Annotated in this window: 17 protein-coding genes; 7 read left to right on the forward strand and 10 right to left on the reverse strand. The window is 59.0% G+C overall.

The features are described 5' to 3' along the window. Positions 1–65: 65 nt before the first annotated feature. From I6F38_RS28145 to I6F38_RS28175, 7 genes are all read left to right on the forward strand, one after another. Entirely contained in the window at positions 66–527 is a 462-nt protein-coding gene (locus tag I6F38_RS28145; protein ID WP_225162645.1) for a hypothetical protein, read from the forward strand. 547 nt (positions 528–1074) lie between these two features. Continuing rightward, a complete protein-coding gene (locus I6F38_RS28150; protein ID WP_225162646.1) occupies positions 1075–2685 on the forward strand; it encodes a hypothetical protein in 1611 nt (536 codons plus the stop codon). 219 nt (positions 2686–2904) lie between these two features. Beyond that, positions 2905–4215, forward strand: a complete 1311-nt coding sequence (locus tag I6F38_RS28155) for an ATP-binding protein (protein ID WP_225162647.1) — start codon at positions 2905–2907, stop codon at positions 4213–4215. A gap of 184 nt (positions 4216–4399) precedes the next feature. Then, positions 4400–4813 carry a hypothetical protein gene (locus I6F38_RS28160; protein WP_225162648.1) on the forward strand — a complete coding sequence of 138 codons (414 nt, stop codon included), beginning with the start codon at positions 4400–4402 and terminating at the stop codon, positions 4811–4813. 6 nt (positions 4814–4819) lie between these two features. Beyond that, positions 4820–5005 (forward strand): hypothetical protein, encoded by a 186-nt coding sequence (locus tag I6F38_RS28165; RefSeq protein ID WP_225162649.1) that lies wholly within the window; start codon positions 4820–4822, stop codon positions 5003–5005. A 299-nt stretch (positions 5006–5304) separates the two neighbouring features. After that, positions 5305–5508 (forward strand): hypothetical protein, encoded by a 204-nt coding sequence (locus I6F38_RS28170; protein WP_225162650.1) that lies wholly within the window; start codon positions 5305–5307, stop codon positions 5506–5508. A 352-nt stretch (positions 5509–5860) separates the two neighbouring features. Then, positions 5861–6040, forward strand: a complete 180-nt coding sequence (locus I6F38_RS28175; RefSeq protein WP_225162651.1) for a hypothetical protein — start codon at positions 5861–5863, stop codon at positions 6038–6040. Between the two features lie 1379 nt (positions 6041–7419). On the opposite strand, the gene I6F38_RS28180 is transcribed toward I6F38_RS28175, so the two are convergent. From I6F38_RS28180 to I6F38_RS28225, 10 genes are all read right to left on the reverse strand, one after another. Then, on the reverse strand, positions 7420–7713 hold the full coding sequence (locus I6F38_RS28180; protein ID WP_225162652.1) for a hypothetical protein: 294 nt from the start codon (positions 7711–7713) through the stop codon (positions 7420–7422). Positions 7714–7730: 17 nt separating this feature from the next. After that, on the reverse strand, positions 7731–8111 hold the full coding sequence (locus I6F38_RS28185; RefSeq protein ID WP_225162653.1) for a 3TM-type holin: 381 nt from the start codon (positions 8109–8111) through the stop codon (positions 7731–7733). Further along, entirely contained in the window at positions 8111–8317 is a 207-nt protein-coding gene (locus I6F38_RS28190) for a hypothetical protein (RefSeq protein ID WP_225162654.1), read from the reverse strand. Before I6F38_RS28190 ends, I6F38_RS28185 begins: the two co-directional genes overlap by 1 nt. After that, the gene (locus I6F38_RS28195; RefSeq protein WP_225162655.1) at positions 8314–8475 is read right to left on the reverse strand and encodes a hypothetical protein; all 162 of its coding nucleotides are present in this window, start codon (positions 8473–8475) and stop codon (positions 8314–8316) included. Before I6F38_RS28195 ends, I6F38_RS28190 begins: the two co-directional genes overlap by 4 nt. A gap of 3 nt (positions 8476–8478) precedes the next feature. Then, entirely contained in the window at positions 8479–9072 is a 594-nt protein-coding gene (locus I6F38_RS28200; protein WP_225162656.1) for a lysozyme, read from the reverse strand. A gap of 72 nt (positions 9073–9144) precedes the next feature. Further along, positions 9145–11031, reverse strand: a complete 1887-nt coding sequence (locus tag I6F38_RS28205; protein ID WP_225162657.1) for a LamG domain-containing protein — start codon at positions 11029–11031, stop codon at positions 9145–9147. Between the two features lie 107 nt (positions 11032–11138). Next, a complete protein-coding gene (locus I6F38_RS28210; RefSeq protein WP_225162658.1) occupies positions 11139–12074 on the reverse strand; it encodes a hypothetical protein in 936 nt (311 codons plus the stop codon). 223 nt (positions 12075–12297) lie between these two features. After that, entirely contained in the window at positions 12298–14445 is a 2148-nt protein-coding gene (locus I6F38_RS28215) for a hypothetical protein (protein WP_225162659.1), read from the reverse strand. After that, positions 14446–16326 (reverse strand): M15 family metallopeptidase, encoded by a 1881-nt coding sequence (locus I6F38_RS28220; RefSeq protein ID WP_225162660.1) that lies wholly within the window; start codon positions 16324–16326, stop codon positions 14446–14448. It lies immediately after the preceding gene. Then, positions 16326–17315, reverse strand: coding sequence for a tail fiber domain-containing protein (locus I6F38_RS28225; RefSeq protein WP_225162661.1), 990 nt, complete (start codon positions 17313–17315; stop codon positions 16326–16328). The genes I6F38_RS28220 and I6F38_RS28225 overlap by 1 nt, the downstream gene beginning before the upstream one ends.

Below are 17315 nucleotides of genomic sequence, written 5' to 3' on the forward strand. Positions count from 1 at the left end.
CGCTGTTTTCGGCTCCAGTCAGATCAATAGGTTAGAGTGCGATTCAGAATACTATAGGAGGGAAGATGTCCGAGTTCGACGACAAACCGCGATGGTACTGGGCGGCCGGAGGCACCAAGCCTCGTGCGAACGGTGAAACCGAGATAACAGATGCCGGCGATCGATTCGTGGTCGCGTGCGGGCAGCGCGAACTTTGGAACCGAGTGCAAGCCGAGGTCTCCACGACGAGGCAATGCGCCTGGAACGGTTTTGGCCCTAAGGACGGGGAGGCAACGCTGGCAGATTGCCTGTTCGTCATGGTGGAAGGCCGGGAGATGTACGGCGCCAACTTCAACAAGGTTGTGATCGAGCTCGCCCAGGTACCAGCATTCGCTGAGGCGATCAGGGCGTCGGGCGTTGACCTCTGCAATTGGGTATCGAATCCGACTGTTCATTCACCGCTATCGCGGCCGCCCTATGATGCCAAGGCTGAAGAGCAACTTCGGCGCGTCATCGGACAGACCTTGGGCACCGCTATCGAGCAATGAGCCGGCGCCTCCACCGACGCGGCCAGTTTACCGCCATCTGCATGGGCCTTTGCCTGCTCATCGTGGTGACAATCGCGCTTTTCCGGTAAGATCGGAAGCGATAACGAGGAGAGAACGATGCGAAGACAATTGATGATCATACCCACGCGGGTCGCGCCCGCACATGGAGATGATCATGCGCACGAGAGACTTCCGGCGTCATCAGACCGAGCGCCACATGCAGCGACGCTTAAAAGAAGATCGCAGCCAGCACTACAACGATCTAGCTTGCCCCTGTTGGATCGATCCGAGGGCCAAGGCTCGCTTTAAGGAACAGCCCAAACGGCACTGCCGGTGCTGCCGCAATCCGCGCCACTACCCTGGCTTGGAGAGCCGGTTCACGATCCAGGAACGACGCGCCTTCTGTGAGCCCGTTGACGTGGGCTAACGCTAGCTTTCCCCGCGACCGCTTCAATTCCGCTGCTCTTCCGACTCGATCCTAACACCTCGCCGACGCGATTCAGGATTCGGCTCCGCATGCGCAATTCAGCGCAAACGGAGCGATCACATGACGATCCCACAAACTGCTGTCGAGACGAGGCACTGCCGTAGGTGTGAGCTCGATTTGCCCGCCGCCGATTTTCCTCGCGGCAATCGAGTGACGGAAACGAAAATCTGCAAGGCATGCATCTCGGCCATTTGCAATGGTGATGTCTTTACGATGAACGCAACCGAGGCTGCGACCTTTATGGCGCGTCTCGAAGGAGGCGAGGCACTGAGGACGATCATTGGCGGCTTCGGCGGTAAGTCGATCTGCTCTCGCAAGGCGTTCTTCAAGCATTGCGAACTGCATCCCAAATGGGGAGAAAAGGCGCTGGCGTTAGCTGCGACCAATGCCAAGTCGCGGGTAGTGGAAGGCGCAAAACAACATGCTGCGTCTCGGACACATTGCCATTTTGGTCATGCACTCACTCCCGATAACGTAACGATTGACGAGCTCAACCCCTGGAGACATCGAGAATGCAAGGCATGCCGCGCGAAATGGGAAAAGGGCGGCCGATTCTCTGCGCAGCAGATCGTCGAGTATGCAAAGGATCTCAAAACGCCGTTCACTAGCCCAGTCGACAAATCAATCGAGCCTGACAAGTGCTCCCAGGTGTGCCGCCGCTGCGAGAATGACCTTCCATTGTCGGATTTCTACCCCGCTGCGCACGGCAAGGTCAGTCGCTTCTGCAAGCCATGCGCTAATGCGGTCGCAGCGGGCCAGGTCTTCACGATGAATTCGACCGAGGCTGCGATCTTCCTCGAGCGTTTGGAAGCCGGCGAAACGTTGCGCATCCTCACAAGCCACAGGGGGAGCATCTGTTCGAGAAAGGCCTTCCTTAGGCACTGTGAACAGCACCCAGACTGGGGAAAGAAAGCTCAGGCGCTCGCGGATCGAAATGCTCTAATCGCCTTCAATAGGCGGGGAAATCAGAAATCATTCGCTTTCCGCACACACTGCACGAAGGGCCATCCGCTCACTCCGGATAACGTCGGCTTCAAGATGAGCAACGGGACGCGCTATTGTAAAGTCTGCAACAGCGAAAACGTGGCTCGCGGGAAGATAATGACCCCAGAACAAGATCGGGCCATTCGCAATGCGATCCTGACGAACATGCGGATCAGTGACATCATTAAGCCAGTCGCGGGCAGGAAGGCGATCTGCTCATACGGCACCTATCGGACTGCCCGGCGGCAAAATCCAGAGTTTAACCGGTTCATCCTTGAATATTGCATTGAGGTCCCGAGAGGCGGAGCGAATCGCCGATTCATCACGGATGATGAAGCGCTACAGATTGCCTCGACTGTGTCGCGTCGCGCTGTTGACGATATCCCGGTCTATGTCGCGGAGCCGGGCGATTACGAATGGCTCTATAGTATGACTCCACGCTATCTTCCGAAGCATGCCCGTGATGAGATCGTAAGCGATATCTGGATCGAGCTGACCGAACGTCGCTTGCGACGAGAGGACGCTCCCTCCCGAGCGAAGGACCTCATCAAGAAGCACAACAGGGAGAACCCCAGTCACGCTTATGGTGACATTCGTAGTCCGCTGTCGCTTGACGCGCCGGCCTATCTAGACGGCACAATGCTCCGCGGCGAGACCGTTTCGGAAAGCTTGTGGGAACGTATGTAGTCCCAACACCTCGCACCAGGCGGCGGATGTCGCTTGGTGCGGTTCTTGGAGGGACGGCCACCCAAAATCCAGAGAAGCCATCTGCCTGCTTGTCGGACTCAGGGAAGTAAGCCAATCGTAGCACACGCTTTCGCTTGCGCTCGCCTTTCGGGGGCGGGATTATAAGATTTGCTAGACAGCGATTGGGAAGCTTCCTCATCAAGGGGAAGGGCAAGGGGGATGGTGGGCGCCGTGCCAAAGTTAAATCCTTTTCGACCAGGCAGTGTCATCTCGCCCGGAACGTTCGTCGGCCGCATCGAGGAAATCGATGTTGTCGAGCAATCTCTATTGCAGACTCGGAATGGAAATCCTCAGCACTTTATCATCGAGGGAGAACGGGGGATCGGAAAATCGTCTCTGTGCTTGTGGGTTGACTACCTGGCGCGAGGAGACACTACGTATGATGGTAAGAACCGGCTGAGCTTCATCGTCGTGAACACCGAGCTGCACGCAGCAATGGGGTATGATGATATCGTTGACGCCATTCTGGCCGAGCTAAAGCGACAAATAGCAAACAGAGAACCTCTCCTTGAGGCATGCAAGACGGCTTGGGATTTTCTCAGTCGTTTCCAAGTATCTGGGGTCAAATATGACCGACCACAACCGTTAGCAACGAACAGCAAAAGGCTCGACGAACTCACCGACGTCCTCGTGAACTTGATCGAAGAATCGCTCGGAGCTGTCGAAGGGGTGCTAATTCTAATAGACGAGGCAGACCGACCACCGAGCGAGGCTCATCTAGGACAACTCTGCAAACTGCTGACCGAGCGGCTTTCGCGTCGTCGGTGCGAGCGAGTGTGTATCGGCCTTAGCGGCCTGCCAGATCTCATGCAGAAATTGAAGGATTCGCATGAATCCAGCCTACGGATCTTCAATATCCTAGAACTCAAGCCGCTCGAATTTGCCGAGCGAATGACCGTCATTGACCGCGGCATTGAGCAAGCAAACAAGAGCAGTGATACGAAGGTCGAGATTGAGGACAATGCCAAACGACTGATTGCCAACTTGTCCGAGGGCTATCCGCATTTTCTGCAGGAGTTTGCACACTGCGCTTTTGCCACAGATTCCGACAACAACATCAGCGTTACGGACGTTCTCAGCGGCACCTTCAGTGAACATGGTGCACTGAATCAACTTGGCAGAAAGTATTTTGCGGATCTCTATATCGATCAAATTGGGTCCGAAGACTATCGGCGCGTGTTGATTGCGATGGCTGACCATATGGATGATTGGGTAGGCCGACAGACAATCATCAACAGCTCCGGTGTAAAGGAATCCATCGTCAATAATGCGCTGAGCGCACTTCGGGAACGAAAGATCATTCTGTCCAATCCGCGCGCACGAGGCGAATACCGCTTGCCGACGCGATCCTTTGCCGTGTGGATTAAGGCGCGCGAAACTCAAAAAAAGGCCGAACCGGCCCTTTCTGTCGGGGATACCGCTAGCGTGATCAACGTCCTAGCGCCGAAACCCGGTGCTAATGAAGGCTAATAATCGCTAGTGAATGGAGAACAAACACAGATTTGTTAACCAATTTTCGCGGGACAGGGAACCCGGTGACAGTCCTGTGTGACGGGATCGGTCCTCGGTCTTGACCTATTGCTAGCCCGATGACGGGTCCCGCCGACAAGTCGTAGCGGCTTCTTTTCCATAGAATTCGGCGCAATTACTGGGCATGGGCTCGAAATCTCGGGAGTACATGTTTGGCGCCACCGTCCGGCATCTGGCCGAACGTGCCAAGGAATCTCGCCTCGAAGCCGACGGAGCCGCCTGCAGAGCCTGGAACGCCCGCATGCTCGCCTTCCAGGGACCAGCCCAGCCGTCACCCGCGCTCGGCGACGCGCTCAATGCCGGCTATCGCTATCTCGAGGTAAAGTGCCTCGGATGCGAGACCCATCAGACAGCCGCGCTCGATGTTGTGAGGCGGCCGAAGTGGACGCCGATCCACGAGCTTGAGCGCCATATGCGGTGCAAGGAATGTTCGCGCCGGGTCGGCCACCCATTCAAGCGGAGCCACTTGGTGGCATTGCGAACGACTAAGATATCCGTCATGAACCCGCCGTCAACTTGGTGGTTGGGAGAGCGATAGCGAGCGATGACAAAGATGAAGGAAGAGCGCGCGTGGGCCGACCCCGAGAAGGCCGCTCGCAGGATCATGGAGCACGCCCGGGCCTTCGAGCCCATCCAGGATGGCCGGATCTACATCGAGAAGATCAACTATCCGATGATCTACCAGGACAAGAAACGGCCCCAGCGAAGGGACACTGGGGCCACTAGGTAGCTGGGGGCATCTCGGCGCCGGTAGCGATGCGACACCAAACAGGGCGACCAATGCCAGCACATGTGCTTCGTTTCTATTCAAAGAAATGGCCCCAACGCGATGGGGCGCGTTGGGGCCGCGAGTTGACCACTCGTCATCGGATGTCGCTCTAGCCAAATAAGCGACACCCGGCCGGGAAACAGGCCTCCACCCCGGTCGGTTCCTATGGCCGCTTTTGGATTCTCAGGTTCCATTTAGGAACAGTGCTCCTGTCCATTAGTTAGATGCGGCATCGTCACCGGAATAGAACCGAGGCCGCGATGACCAAGCGCCGCCGTCGCGTAAAGCAAACTCACTCCCTAGAGGAACGCTTGACCGAAGAGGCGAAGAGCCTGCGCGAGCAGGCCAAGGCCCTTCCTCCGTCCGCGGAGCGAGAGGCCCTGCTGCGAAAGGCCCGGCATGATGAGACCACCGCCGATCTGACAGAATGGTTGCTGACCCCAGGTTCACGGGCGCCGATCTAGGAGGCGCTATGCACCCAGACCGCCACCATATCGATGGTATTGAAGCTGCCTTTGTCTGCACTGCGGCAGTGTCGTTTGTGGCCCTGATCGCAAGCGTGGGCTGGCTGTTTATGCGGTGAGGTTGAGGCCGCCTTAAAAGGCGAACGCGCTAACGGCCGTCAACACTGACAGCATAAGCAACAGCAAGATTACGCGCTCTGTCCGGTCCACTATGACGCCTCAGTTGGCGGCCTCTTCCAATCCTGCGATACGATAGCCAGAAATGCCCCCCATCAGAAAGATAGGAAACTGCTTCCTGCCCAGGAACAAACGTCCACGTTGTGAGTTTCGCGGTTCGCAGGGAACGACACTCATGAACGATCTACTCGGCGCCGGAGGTGACCGGCAAAAACGTCCGCCGGATTTTTGCGTCTGCACTCATTGCGGCGGTATCACTTGGGCAATGTCCATACTCGACAGCCGCCAAGGCAAAAACTATCGCCTGCGCCGTTGCGTGAACTGCGAGAAGCTGAGCTGGGCCGAGGAGGAATAAGGCTAGGCGCCCACGATGGCGACACGAACGGCAGGGCAGCGAAGCTGCATGCCGCAGCAGCCTGGGCCTAGCGCATAAGCCGATGCTTCGATTTCTCGATAATCCGCCGTCTGATAAGAGCCAGGCGGATGGTGACCGCGGCCTCGCTGCGCCCCAATTCTTGCGCGATCTGGCGTTTCGTGAGGCCTGTACCCCGAACCAATTGCAATAGCCGCTTTTCGTCCTCAGCGGACCAGGCTGGCATTGGAGCTCCCAAAAAATTGCTGCGTTCTGAATTGCTGGCGAGGATGGCAAAGATCGGCCGGCCTGTCTGTCCGGTTTCCTCCAGATGTCTCACTTTGTCGCACCGGTTAGCCGCTTGAGAAAACCGGCCTCCTGACAGAAAGGCCCCAGCTCCCGGGGAGAGTGCTGAGGCCGGCATTCGTCCAAGTGCTTGGGCAATCGTCAGCACTCGACCTTTCGATAACCAGAATCCAGCACGGCGGTTCCTACCCCGAGAAGAAACGGCCTCAGCACCTCTGGGGGCCGGAGGCCGGTGCTGAGGCCAGTCATCCTATGATGAATCGGGACGTGACCCGGGTTCAGGCTAACACCGGTGCCGGGAATTGCTACCTACTTCGGGGTCGGGTGCCCTAAAAAGCAAGCCAGCTTGGATTCGCCAAACCGGCTCCGGATACCTATCTTCCGGTTATGCCGATAACCCGAAAGCCACTTGAAGTCCCGCCCGAGGTGGCCCGTCAGTTCGCCGCCAAGATGCGCGCATTCCACGCCGAGTACAGCCCGCTCAAGCGGGACGAGATCGCCGCTAACACCAGGCACCTGCTCCTCCAGCATATGCCCAAGGGTGCTAAGCTACGGCTTGCAGATGTCCTCGAGCTATTCGAACTGATGCGATGACCAAAGACGCTTTCGATCAATGGTGGGAATGGGTCCGGAAGCCGGTGGACAGCCACTTGACGATACCGGTCGAGATCTGGCGTCCAGTCTCTAAACTCTCACCCGAGGATCGGCTTGACCGACAGAAGGTCAATGAAGCCGTGGCAAACCACATTCAACCGAAAGACGCAGATTGAGTGGGTGCGTTGCGGCAGGATTGACGGAGGCGAAAATTGTTACGCGGGTGATTCGCCCGAACAATAGGAGCCACCAATGCTATCGCCAACCCAGTTCGAAATTCGCTGTGCTGCTCTGAACAAGGAGCTTTCGGCGGCAAAAACCCTGACTGAAAAGCAGATAATCCTAGGGCAACTCACCGGTCTATACCGGGCGATGTACGGTATCCCCCAATGAGAAAAAGCCCGGCGCCGGTTAGGGCGCCGGGCAAGTCTCTGAGAGGCGTTGAGTGGAGAAGGCTTCCACCAACTATCGGCTTGCGCCGATCACGGATATTCTCTTTCGATCGATTCTCGGACGAAGCCGCGCCCATGGCGCAGCTCGCGCACATCCTCTTCAAGGTGCATGATGCGTCGGTTCTGATCCGCTTGCGTGATCAGCACTTCGCCAATCTTTTTGATCTCGGCCTGCATTTCTCCGAGATCGACGCGGACATCTTTCGCTCCTGATTTCAGGGCGCTCACATCGCTCTTGAGGGTCATCAACACTAGCACGCCTCCCCCGATGATTGATCCGATCTCGATGAGGTTGCCCACCGTGATTGTGTAGTCGATGACCATTCCAGTATTCCAATTCCCTAGCGTTTGAAGCGCGCAGTGATGTCATAAAGAAAGTAGAACGCGATAACTGCTGTGATGATCTTCCAGAGATCGGCCCCAAGAGGATCGGTATGACCATCGGTCCACTGACCTAGCGCCTTGTCGTAGACCAGAAGCTTCCAGAGCAGGATCACCACAGGTGTCGCCATGAGCCCGCGAATGATTGCATTGAGGCGTGATCCGGCCTCGGCAATCAGAACAGATTTTCGCGCGTTCAGTTCTTCGATTTCGCCATTGATCTTGTTGCGCTCGTCATCAGTCTGAGCCTTGGCGAGAGCTATTTTGCTGTCGGCGATCTTCCCTGCGATTGTTGCAATGGGACCAGCTAAGCCAGTGATTATGCCAAGGATGGAAAGCATCAGGTATTCCACCCTCGCCTGCGGGCCACCACATAGAAGCCCTCCGAAACCGCCGTGCACAACCCGCCGATCACGAAGCAAAGCACCTGAACAAGATCAGGATCGGTGAGCGTGTTCGGACTGATCGCAAAGCCTGCCGAGATGAGTGCTCCACCCAGATATCGGAGCAGGATTCGCGCGAGCGGCGCGATGATCTCAGGCCTCATTTCACGGCGTCCCGAATCGCCTTGGCCTTTGCATCCAACTTGTCAGCAAATGCCTTGGCGCCGAGGAAGAGCTTGATGATCTGATCCTTGAAGACCCAGCACACGGCGAAGCCGCCGATGAATACGAGAATGTCACCCAGGAATGTCAGTCCAAACATGATCTAAGCCTTTCTGATGAAGAGATGGACGAAGTTGTCCCAGAACGATTCCTCCTCCGTTTTAGGAAGCTGAACCGGAGTTGGAGATGGAGTAGGATTCTGCGGCATCGGGCCGTCAGGCGCGGCCATGTGCGCTCCGGCCAAGGCCATGGCGGCTTCAACTTGGCCGAGGAACATCAGACGTTCAGCTTTGCGGCGGCGCACCAGACCGTTCATGACTTTGCCGCCGCCATTTACGTATTGGAGCAGCGTCGCCATCGCGCCGTCGATATTGCCGGCGTTGATTTTGTCGTCGATCGTTCCGCTCTGGAGCGCGCCCGTGTTGAAGTGAAACGAGACCAGCGCATCGAACTGCGGCTGGTTCAGCAGGACCTTGATGATCCGGGACACGTCCCTTTCGACGGCTCCAAGGTCTGATGCAAGGATCTGATCGCACTGCGCATCCGTGATCGTCATCCCGGCTACGACTTTAGGAGGGCCCGCCGCTGTGGTGTGGCCGTACCCGATCGTAAGAACGCCGGCTCCATCGTCGTAGGTTTTGAGGAACTTGCCCTCAAAGGCCTCGATAAAGGCCCGGCCGTTGTCGGATGTCTTCATGGATTCTCCAAAGAAAAAGCCGCCTCGGAGGGCGGCTGGTTGCTCGGTCAGTTAGCGCCTGTTGTCGGAAGATCACCAACCAATCTGAGCTGCATGATGTGCGTCAGCGCGCGCATCCGACAGCGCGAAATTGTAGAGGGCAAATTCGTCGATACGGCCGGTCAATGGTGTTACGTATGCCGAGCCATTATTTGCGGTGCCGAGCCAAACTGCGTTGCTACCGCGCGCGATAATGCTGGCGGATATCGCGGCGGTTTGCCGTGTTTCTTTACTGACAACCCGAATGAACAGATTTCCACCGCTACGGCCGGCGATCACATGATAATACTGGGCAAGCCCGAGGCTGACCGTGCTACTGACAGTAACCACGACGCTGCCAGTGACCATTGTGTATAACTTGAACTTGTTATTGGACACGGCGAGCAGCGTAGAAGTCGGATCGCTGGCACTGATCTGCCATGCGTTCACGACAAACACGTCGGCTCCTGCGGTCGGTGTCGGGAGCGCATCAAACTTGATCCACGCCTCATAGGTGAAGTCGCCACCCGCGAAGTCGAAGTTCGTGCTTCCTGGGATCGAGACGCCTTCATTCGAAGCATTAAAGCCAACGCTGTACCGACCGTCAGATGTGGCGCCCGGCAACCCTAGAACTACAGATCCGAAATAAGCACCGTTCAGACCGACAGATCCTGCGTCATTTACAACGGTCCCGCTCACCTCATCGAAGGTGTAATAAATCTTGGGGGTGTCGGCCAGCACCGCGGAGCGGTAAGAATTCAGAGGGCTTTGAGTGCGAAAGGTATCCGGGAGCTTGTAATAGCTCACCACCCCAGAGCCGCCGACAATCGTATCCGTCGCGTTCCCGCTCACCGATGCACCTTGGCACTGAATGCTTGGGAACATCGCGCGCCGGAACGGCGTCAACAGCGTCTTGGTGGGTCGGAATTGGTGCCTATCGGAGACCTCTATGCACGAATTCAACGCGCCGCGGCCAAGCGCATCAAGGATGATGCACCAAGCGCTGTCCATGACAGAGACTTGCGCGAATATCCCATCGTTGAAGTCGGGCGGGAAAAACGTCGTTGCCGCGGTGCCGGCCGCCGCTCCCGCCGCTTGCGTCGCTGAAGCCTGCGAAAGCGCTATGGCGCGAAGCGCATTGAGCCGCGTATAGTAAAGGCCCTTTGGATCGGAATAGGCTGCGTCGCTTGTGACCAGCGCCGGACGGCAAACATAAAGGAAGCAGTCAGCAATTCCGATCGTTGAAATCGTGGTGCCTGCCGGAATCTGGAAGCATTCATCAATCCCAAGGTCGCGGTGATACCATTGGTCCGAACCTTGGATCTTGGTCGCCCAAGCATTGACTACATACCACGTTTCTCCAGCGGGCACGGTGACGTTGAAGACACCCTTCCAAAAGACATAGGCGGCGGGATCCAGGAGGGCTGCTCGATCTTTCCAATAAGCCCTCTCTTGAGGAGACAGGCCGCCGCTTCCAGGCGCGGTAAAATTGCCAGTTCCGTCGAGATACAGCGTGGCGTCATTCGGATAGCCCGCGAGACCGGCAGAAATAGGAAGTCCAGTTGCGTTCGTCAGTGTCGCTGAGGAAGGCGTGCCGAGTGCACCATTCTGAAATACCAGCGCACCGTTTCCGGTTTCGTCTGTGACAGCAGCCCGAAGATTAGCGCTTGATGGAGTCGCCAAGAACGCCGCGATGTTTGCTCCCAATCCGCCCAGATCGGATATCCCAAGCTGCCGTACTGTAAAAGCCCCCCCTTGGACGGCCTGCATAACGACCTGAGACGTCCCGCCAGTGCTCGAAAAGTCCGTCGTTCCAGCGGGCCAGGTGATCACGCCGCTTGCGACTGGGGGGCCATTGAGGATCAACGTGCCGCTGGTTGATCCAGCTAGCAGGAGCGTGTTTGGCAGGAAGGTTTGAGCGGCACTCCACGTCTGCGGCAACGTTGGAATTGCCGGAGTGTACGCAAGCGGCCCCAGAACCTGGGTGCCTCCGGACGTTGACGTCGGGGGCGCCTGAATTGGCGGAGGGTTGCTGACGATGATGCCTGTCACAGCTTCACCATTGCGTTGACAAAAATGCTAGGCTGCATGTTGTTGTGCGCGGTACCGCCAGTGTTTGTAGAGGTTAATGCGACAGAGCCTGACGAAGAGCCTATGGATTGTATCTTTGAAACTGTGCCGCCACTCGCTGCGGAAACAGCCAATCCAACACCACCGCCAACAACGGAAACCGCTGTGGAGTCATTTGGATTGCTGGCAACCCAGTTAACACTGTTGACAGTGGCTGATCCGGAATAGCTACCACCAGATGAGATCGAAGGAATCTCACTGGCTGAGAGAACGTGCGTTTCTTCGCCGACAAATGCCAGAGGCACCCGCGCCGTGAAGCCAGATCCACTATTTCCTGTAACGCCAATCGCGCGCCCGGCCCAAAACCCTAGATGGATTCGACAATTCGCCGCCCATGCAGTCGCTGCAGTGCCTTGCGCGGCTCGCGTTGTCAGAACGCCAGATGACGTGAAGAGGGGCGAATTTGCATCGCTAATAACCGTGTAAAGTAGGGTGAAGAGCGCCTGACAGTCGGCGTTCGCGCGGAGAACCGCTCCGGAAGCAGCACTTCCGATGGTCCCGACCAATCCTGAGCCGTCACCAGTGCTCACGACCAGAACCCATCCAGGATCGGCGAAAGCCTTCAACGTGAGCTTGACGTCTCCAGTCGAGAAGAACGCCGCGGTTTTTGTGTCGACGTAGTTCTTTGTCGCCCCGTCCGTTGAGACAGTAGGATCGGCCATCCCCGTGATCTTCTGACCGCCCATCGGAAGAGGCGCCGTCATCGCCGACCGGCCACCGCGGTCCAGGCTGTTCGTGATCTCGCTGCCGATGTCAGTAATCAGCGCGTTGTAGGCGGTCGAGCTGATCGGCGTGCTCGGAATACCGGACGTGTTCGCCGGCTGCTGATAGGTGCCGTTACTTTGCCTGGGCATGGATTATCCACGAAAAAGGCCCCTAAAAAGGGGCCGGATTGGTACGGATTTTGACTTTGGACTCGGATGGGCTATTTTCTCGGGATGCTTCGCATCCTCATCTGTTCGGCTGTGCTGCTTGCCTTCATCGCCCTGATGAAGTGGGGCCTGTTCTGGTCCTTCGACAATCTGGGCTTTGGCTGGGGCATCGCGGTCTGTGCGGCATTTTCAGCTGCCTTCATCTTCATCGCGTGGCGATACGATCGCGCGCAAACTCGTTCGCAAGCAGGGCTGCCGCCAACGCAGAGCGGTCACCGATAGCCGGCGCCGCAGCCCGATTGGCATCGCGACTCAGTAGCGACGCAGCGAGTGCATCCAAGTGCTGATCGCGCGCAGCCCCCTGAGCAGTCAGAATACGCGCCATTTCCCCATATTGCGCCGTCGGGTCAGCCCGCATGCCGTTGATCAGCCAGTTCGCGGCCTTCTTTGCGCCGGCCGACAACAACCCGATCCCGGTCGTCTGCGGCGTGATCAGCTGCATCTCGCCCGGCACTTCCGGCTTCATGTTCTCGGCCGCTGCGCGCCGCTGTGCAGTCTGAGAGTTCTCGACGACCTTGTTATGGGTATCCCGGAATTTCGCGTTCCGTTCGACGGATGCCATCAGATCATCGGCAGCGTCCTGGCCGTGAACCGTTGCAATCTTCGCTGTGTTCCAGCCACCCTCGCCCTGGAGCTCGCCCTTCAAGGCCTGCAGGTCGTTCGCCTTGGTCCCGAGCACGCGATCGATGTTACCCCGCGAGCCCTTGGCGAACGCGATCTGCTCGCCGGGCTCGAGCTGGCCAAACTCGCCAGCAAAACGCTCCGGTGACGGCGTCGTCTTTCCCGACCCCAGATATTGGGTCCCGGCTTCAACAGCATCACCGCGGCGCGCCAGAGCCGCCGACTGCCGGTTCGCGTTCGCATAACCAGGAACCTGCTGCTCGAGCGCTTCGTTCAGCTGGCCGCGCATCATTCGGAGAGCGCCCTGCTGCCGCGAGACGGCCCCCGCCGGGATACCAAGGCCAGGCGCATCGTACTGGATGACGTTGTCGAGTTCCTGCTTCACCTTGTGCAGGACTTCCGCGTCCTGCTGGTTAACCGGAATCTCCTCGAACCGAGGACGACCCAGATTGTCGTATTGAGGATGACCCGCGGCATCGACCAGCGGGCGGCGTTCGGTCGTCATCATCATGCCGCGCAGGTTGGTCAGGGCCCGTCGCTCCATGCCGACAGCGCGCGGGATCATGTAATCGAGTTGTGCGAGGATTGGCGCGGTCTGAACATCAGGCGCCGTGTTCAACGCAGCTGGATAGTTCACGTTATCGACGGCGGACCGATGCTCGCGGATGAAGTTGGTCACCGTCTGGGGATCTTCAGCCGGGCCGAGCGCCCGATTCACATCACCCATGATCCGGCGGTTCGTCGCCTCATTCCGCGCATTGAGCGCACCGACACCGATCGACCGGGCCTCATCGCTGTTGAGCACCGCGCCCTGCGTCTTGCCGAGAAATGCAGGTCCAGCATCGGCCAGCATGGCGTCAGGACCGAGTTCGTCGAGCCGACCGCGAACTGCAGTCGGTGTATCGGCGGCAAGCGCGTCGACCAAGTGTCGGGCCGCCGGGCGCGAGACGCCGTTGGCCCCAATCAACGCATCAGCGATAGCGTTATAGCCGGTGCCGATCGCCTTTCCGGCGATTGGAATACCAAAGCCGATTGTTCCAGCCACGGCCGCGCCGGTCGCGCTCCGCTTCGCGACGTCGCCGACATCGGTCAGATCCGGCGCCTCGGATGCTCCCTGTAGGCCGCCGAACATCGCTCCAGCCCCGCCGCCAAGCAAGGTCTTCGCGAGGAGGCCTGTTCCCTTCGCTGCAGCTCCAAACGCCCCAATCGGCGCTATGGCGCCCCCGACCAGGTGCGCCGCGGTGTTCGCGACCGGCGCAGCGTCTGCAAGTCGCTTGTCCTCCGCGCGCTGCTTTTCGAGATTGCCGGCATAGTCGCCGCGCTCACCACCGATGCCGGTCAGGGCCCCCATGCCGGCAGCGAACCGATCCATGAACGGGATGCCGTTGGCAACCGCGCGAACGCCGCTGTCGACAGCACCGAGCGTGTGGTTCATCTGGTCGCCATAGGACATCTGCGACGGTGCAACTGCCTGGGTCGTCGTACCGGTCGCGCTGCCCATCACGTCGAACGCCGGCACTTCCTCGCCTGTGGTCGGCGCTGGTGCTGTGGCTTTCGGCTTCGGTCCGCCGAACTCGCGAGCCATGACGGACGTGATCGTGGCATCGGACGTGCCGGCGGGAAACTCGACCAGCGAGCCGTCCGGCGCCTGGATCTGGATCGCGTCAGCCATTTACTTCAGCGTCCCCGTTTCAGGATCGTACCGACGAACCTTGCCCATGTTCTGCTCATGACGGCCGGCAAGGCCTGCGTTCGTACCCTGGTCGGCCTTCTGGAACTCAGGCAGCACGTAGCTCTGCGTCAGATCCTGACCGGTGGCGGGATCCGTGATGTGATGATCCTCGTCGTATTTCCGGATGATCCCCTCAACCGTGCGCGGATCGACCTTCTTGCTCTGCGAGATAGCTTCGGCCGTCGCATCGCGGACGGCATTGCCGACCGCGATATTCCGCTGTTCGATCTGCGCCTGGATGCCGAGCAGGCGCTGGTTGCCCGTCACGGTCATGTCGAGACCCGGGTTCGCCTTCAGGAAGTTGGACATCTCGAAGTTCGTCACGCGACTGCCGACCGCGTTTTTCGCCTGCGCGCCGGCCATCGAGCGGTTGAACTTGGTCAGGAACTCCTTATCCGATAGATCGTCCTCGCTGAACGGCTTGGTGATGCCGACGGCATTGAGGCCCGCGTTGATCGACTTCTGGATCTCGAGCCGTGCTTGCGGCGCCAGGCCGCCGGTAGTGCCCCCGTTGCGCTGGATTGCGTCGATCGCGCCCTGCATCGCGGCAATATCCCGGGCCCGAGCCTGAGCATCTTCGACGCCGTTGGCAAGCCCGGCATGCGACTTGCCCAGCCCTTCGGCCAGCTGCTTGTCGTAGGTCTGGCCGCTGTTGAGATCGACGCTGTTGCTGATGTTCGTCGCGCCCGCTCGGGCTTTCGCCGTCGAGAAGGTCGCATAATCCATCGGCTTGGGGGTCTCAGGCGTCGGCTTGAAGTTGTCCGTATAGTATTTGTATTCGCTGACGCTGTTCGGCGTCTTGTCCGCGGCCGAAAGGACCGAGATCTTCCCGGTCGCGTCCTTTTGCACCAGGTTGCCATCGTCGTCCTTGTATGGAGCGCTGAACGACGGGTCTTTCTTCAGCGCGACTGTGCGTTGCCCCGTTGTCTGATTGACGTCCCAGACGTTGCCGGCCGCGTCAGTTACCTGGGTGTGCTGCTCGCGCGGCTTAAGGGCGGCGCTAAGCATCGCGCTCGCTACCTGCTTCTGCGCGGGTGTCGCATAGGGGTTCTGCAGGATCTGCAGCGCGGCCGCCGTGGTTTGGTTCTGGAGCATCCGCACCGGCTGGGCACCGGCAACAGCTTCCGCGGTCGGGAGCATACCTTGCGTCGGCTGAGCCGCCGCCGGCAGCTTCGCATCGTCGGAGGCGTCGGCCAACTGCACATGCACCGGATCGTTGGCAACCGGCTGGGCGAGCCCATACTGAGGCAGCATCGCGCGCTGTCCATGCGACATGCCGCCGATATCCGCCGCCATGCCGCGCTCATGTAGGGAGGTGCCCGGCACGGCCACCGGGTTGGGGTTGTTTGCCCGATCGGCATAGAGTCGCGCCTGGTCTTCCCGGCTGCGTACGCCGCTGGAGAGGAAAGTACCCGGATTATCCTGAATGAAATCCTGGGTGCGGTCAGCAAGACGCTGATCCATGCCGACCGTCCCCGCAATAGCGTTGGGCCCAGCCGCGACCGTCGGTCCAGTGGCGGAACCTGCAACGGCCGACGCAGCAGAAGGAGTGCTAGCCTGCCCCGACAGTCCTCCAGCGCTGAGCAGCAAGCTGGCGAGCTGATCGTTCGCAGCCTTTCGGCCCGCGTCCTCTTCCCGATCCATCTGGCCGCCCTGATAGCCGCCGATCAGACCCTGCGCGAGCCGATTGAGACCCTGCCACGGGCTCCTGATCGGCGTGCTATCGCCGCCCGCGCGCATGAGCGCGTCCGCATATGCCCGGCGCCGGTTGACGTCGCCTTGCGTGCCGGTCGTATCGATCGAGTAATCACCGATAGCCATCAGGCGAGCCCCAACGCTGCATAATTGACCATCTTGAAACCGCTCGGATGTGTGAACACGGCATCAGGCATGACCTGCTCGACTTCGTCAGCCATCACGCCGCGCTGGCGGCCGCCGAAGATCGTGTATTCGTAGACGGGAAGGCCGTTTTCGAGCGTGCCGATCCGGACGATGTCGCTCTTGAGGCGCCGATCCGAGAAGAACGACGCCATGCCGCCAGCTTTGCCGATGCCCTGCAGCAGGCTGCCGCCAAGCGTTCCGCCGAGGCCAAATAGACCGCCCATCGTGGCGTTGCTCTGGTTCAGCTGATCTTCATAATTCTTCTGCACGAGCCCGGCGATATCCGTCCCCGCCACGTTCGTCGTCGGCGTCGACACGGCCGCAGAGTTAGGCATCTGCGGCGATGTGCCGTTGACTAGCGTTGAGTAGGTCTGCAGCGGCATCTGATACTGCGTAATCGCATTGTTCACCGCCGTCTGGTAATCGGCCAGATTCGCGCTGTTGTATGCGTCGTTCTTCGCAGTGCTGAAATTGCGGAAAGCGGCGTCGTATCCTGGCATTCCAGGCTGCAGACCTTGCGCAGCCAGCTGCGCCTCGAGCTGGCTCTGGTTCTGCTGCCACTGAGGATCGAGCCGTGCCTTGTTGAGCGCATCGAGCGACGCCGCAGTCCCGTTGTAAGACAGATCAAGCGGCTGTCCGGAGAATGCGCCCTGCCCGCCGCTCAGCAGCGTATTCGCGATCGACTGCTGCTTGCCCGCAAGCGCGTTGGCGTTGTCGAACAGCGTCTGACCGGTTGGCGTCAGCGTCGTGGTCGCCGTGTATTGCGGCGTGCCGTCGGCGTTCGTCCCACTCACCGAATAGGTCAGCGAACCATAAGGGTTCGACTGATTGACCATGTTCAGTTCTTGCTGCGTCTTCGCGGTCTGAATATTCGACTGCGTCTGCGCTGCAGCGGTCGCGTATGGATCCGGCGCCTTGGGTGAGTCCAT

Source organism: Bradyrhizobium sp. BRP56 (genome assembly GCF_020194035.1).
In the GTDB taxonomy this organism is placed as follows: Bacteria; Pseudomonadota; Alphaproteobacteria; order Rhizobiales; family Xanthobacteraceae; genus Bradyrhizobium; species Bradyrhizobium australafricanum.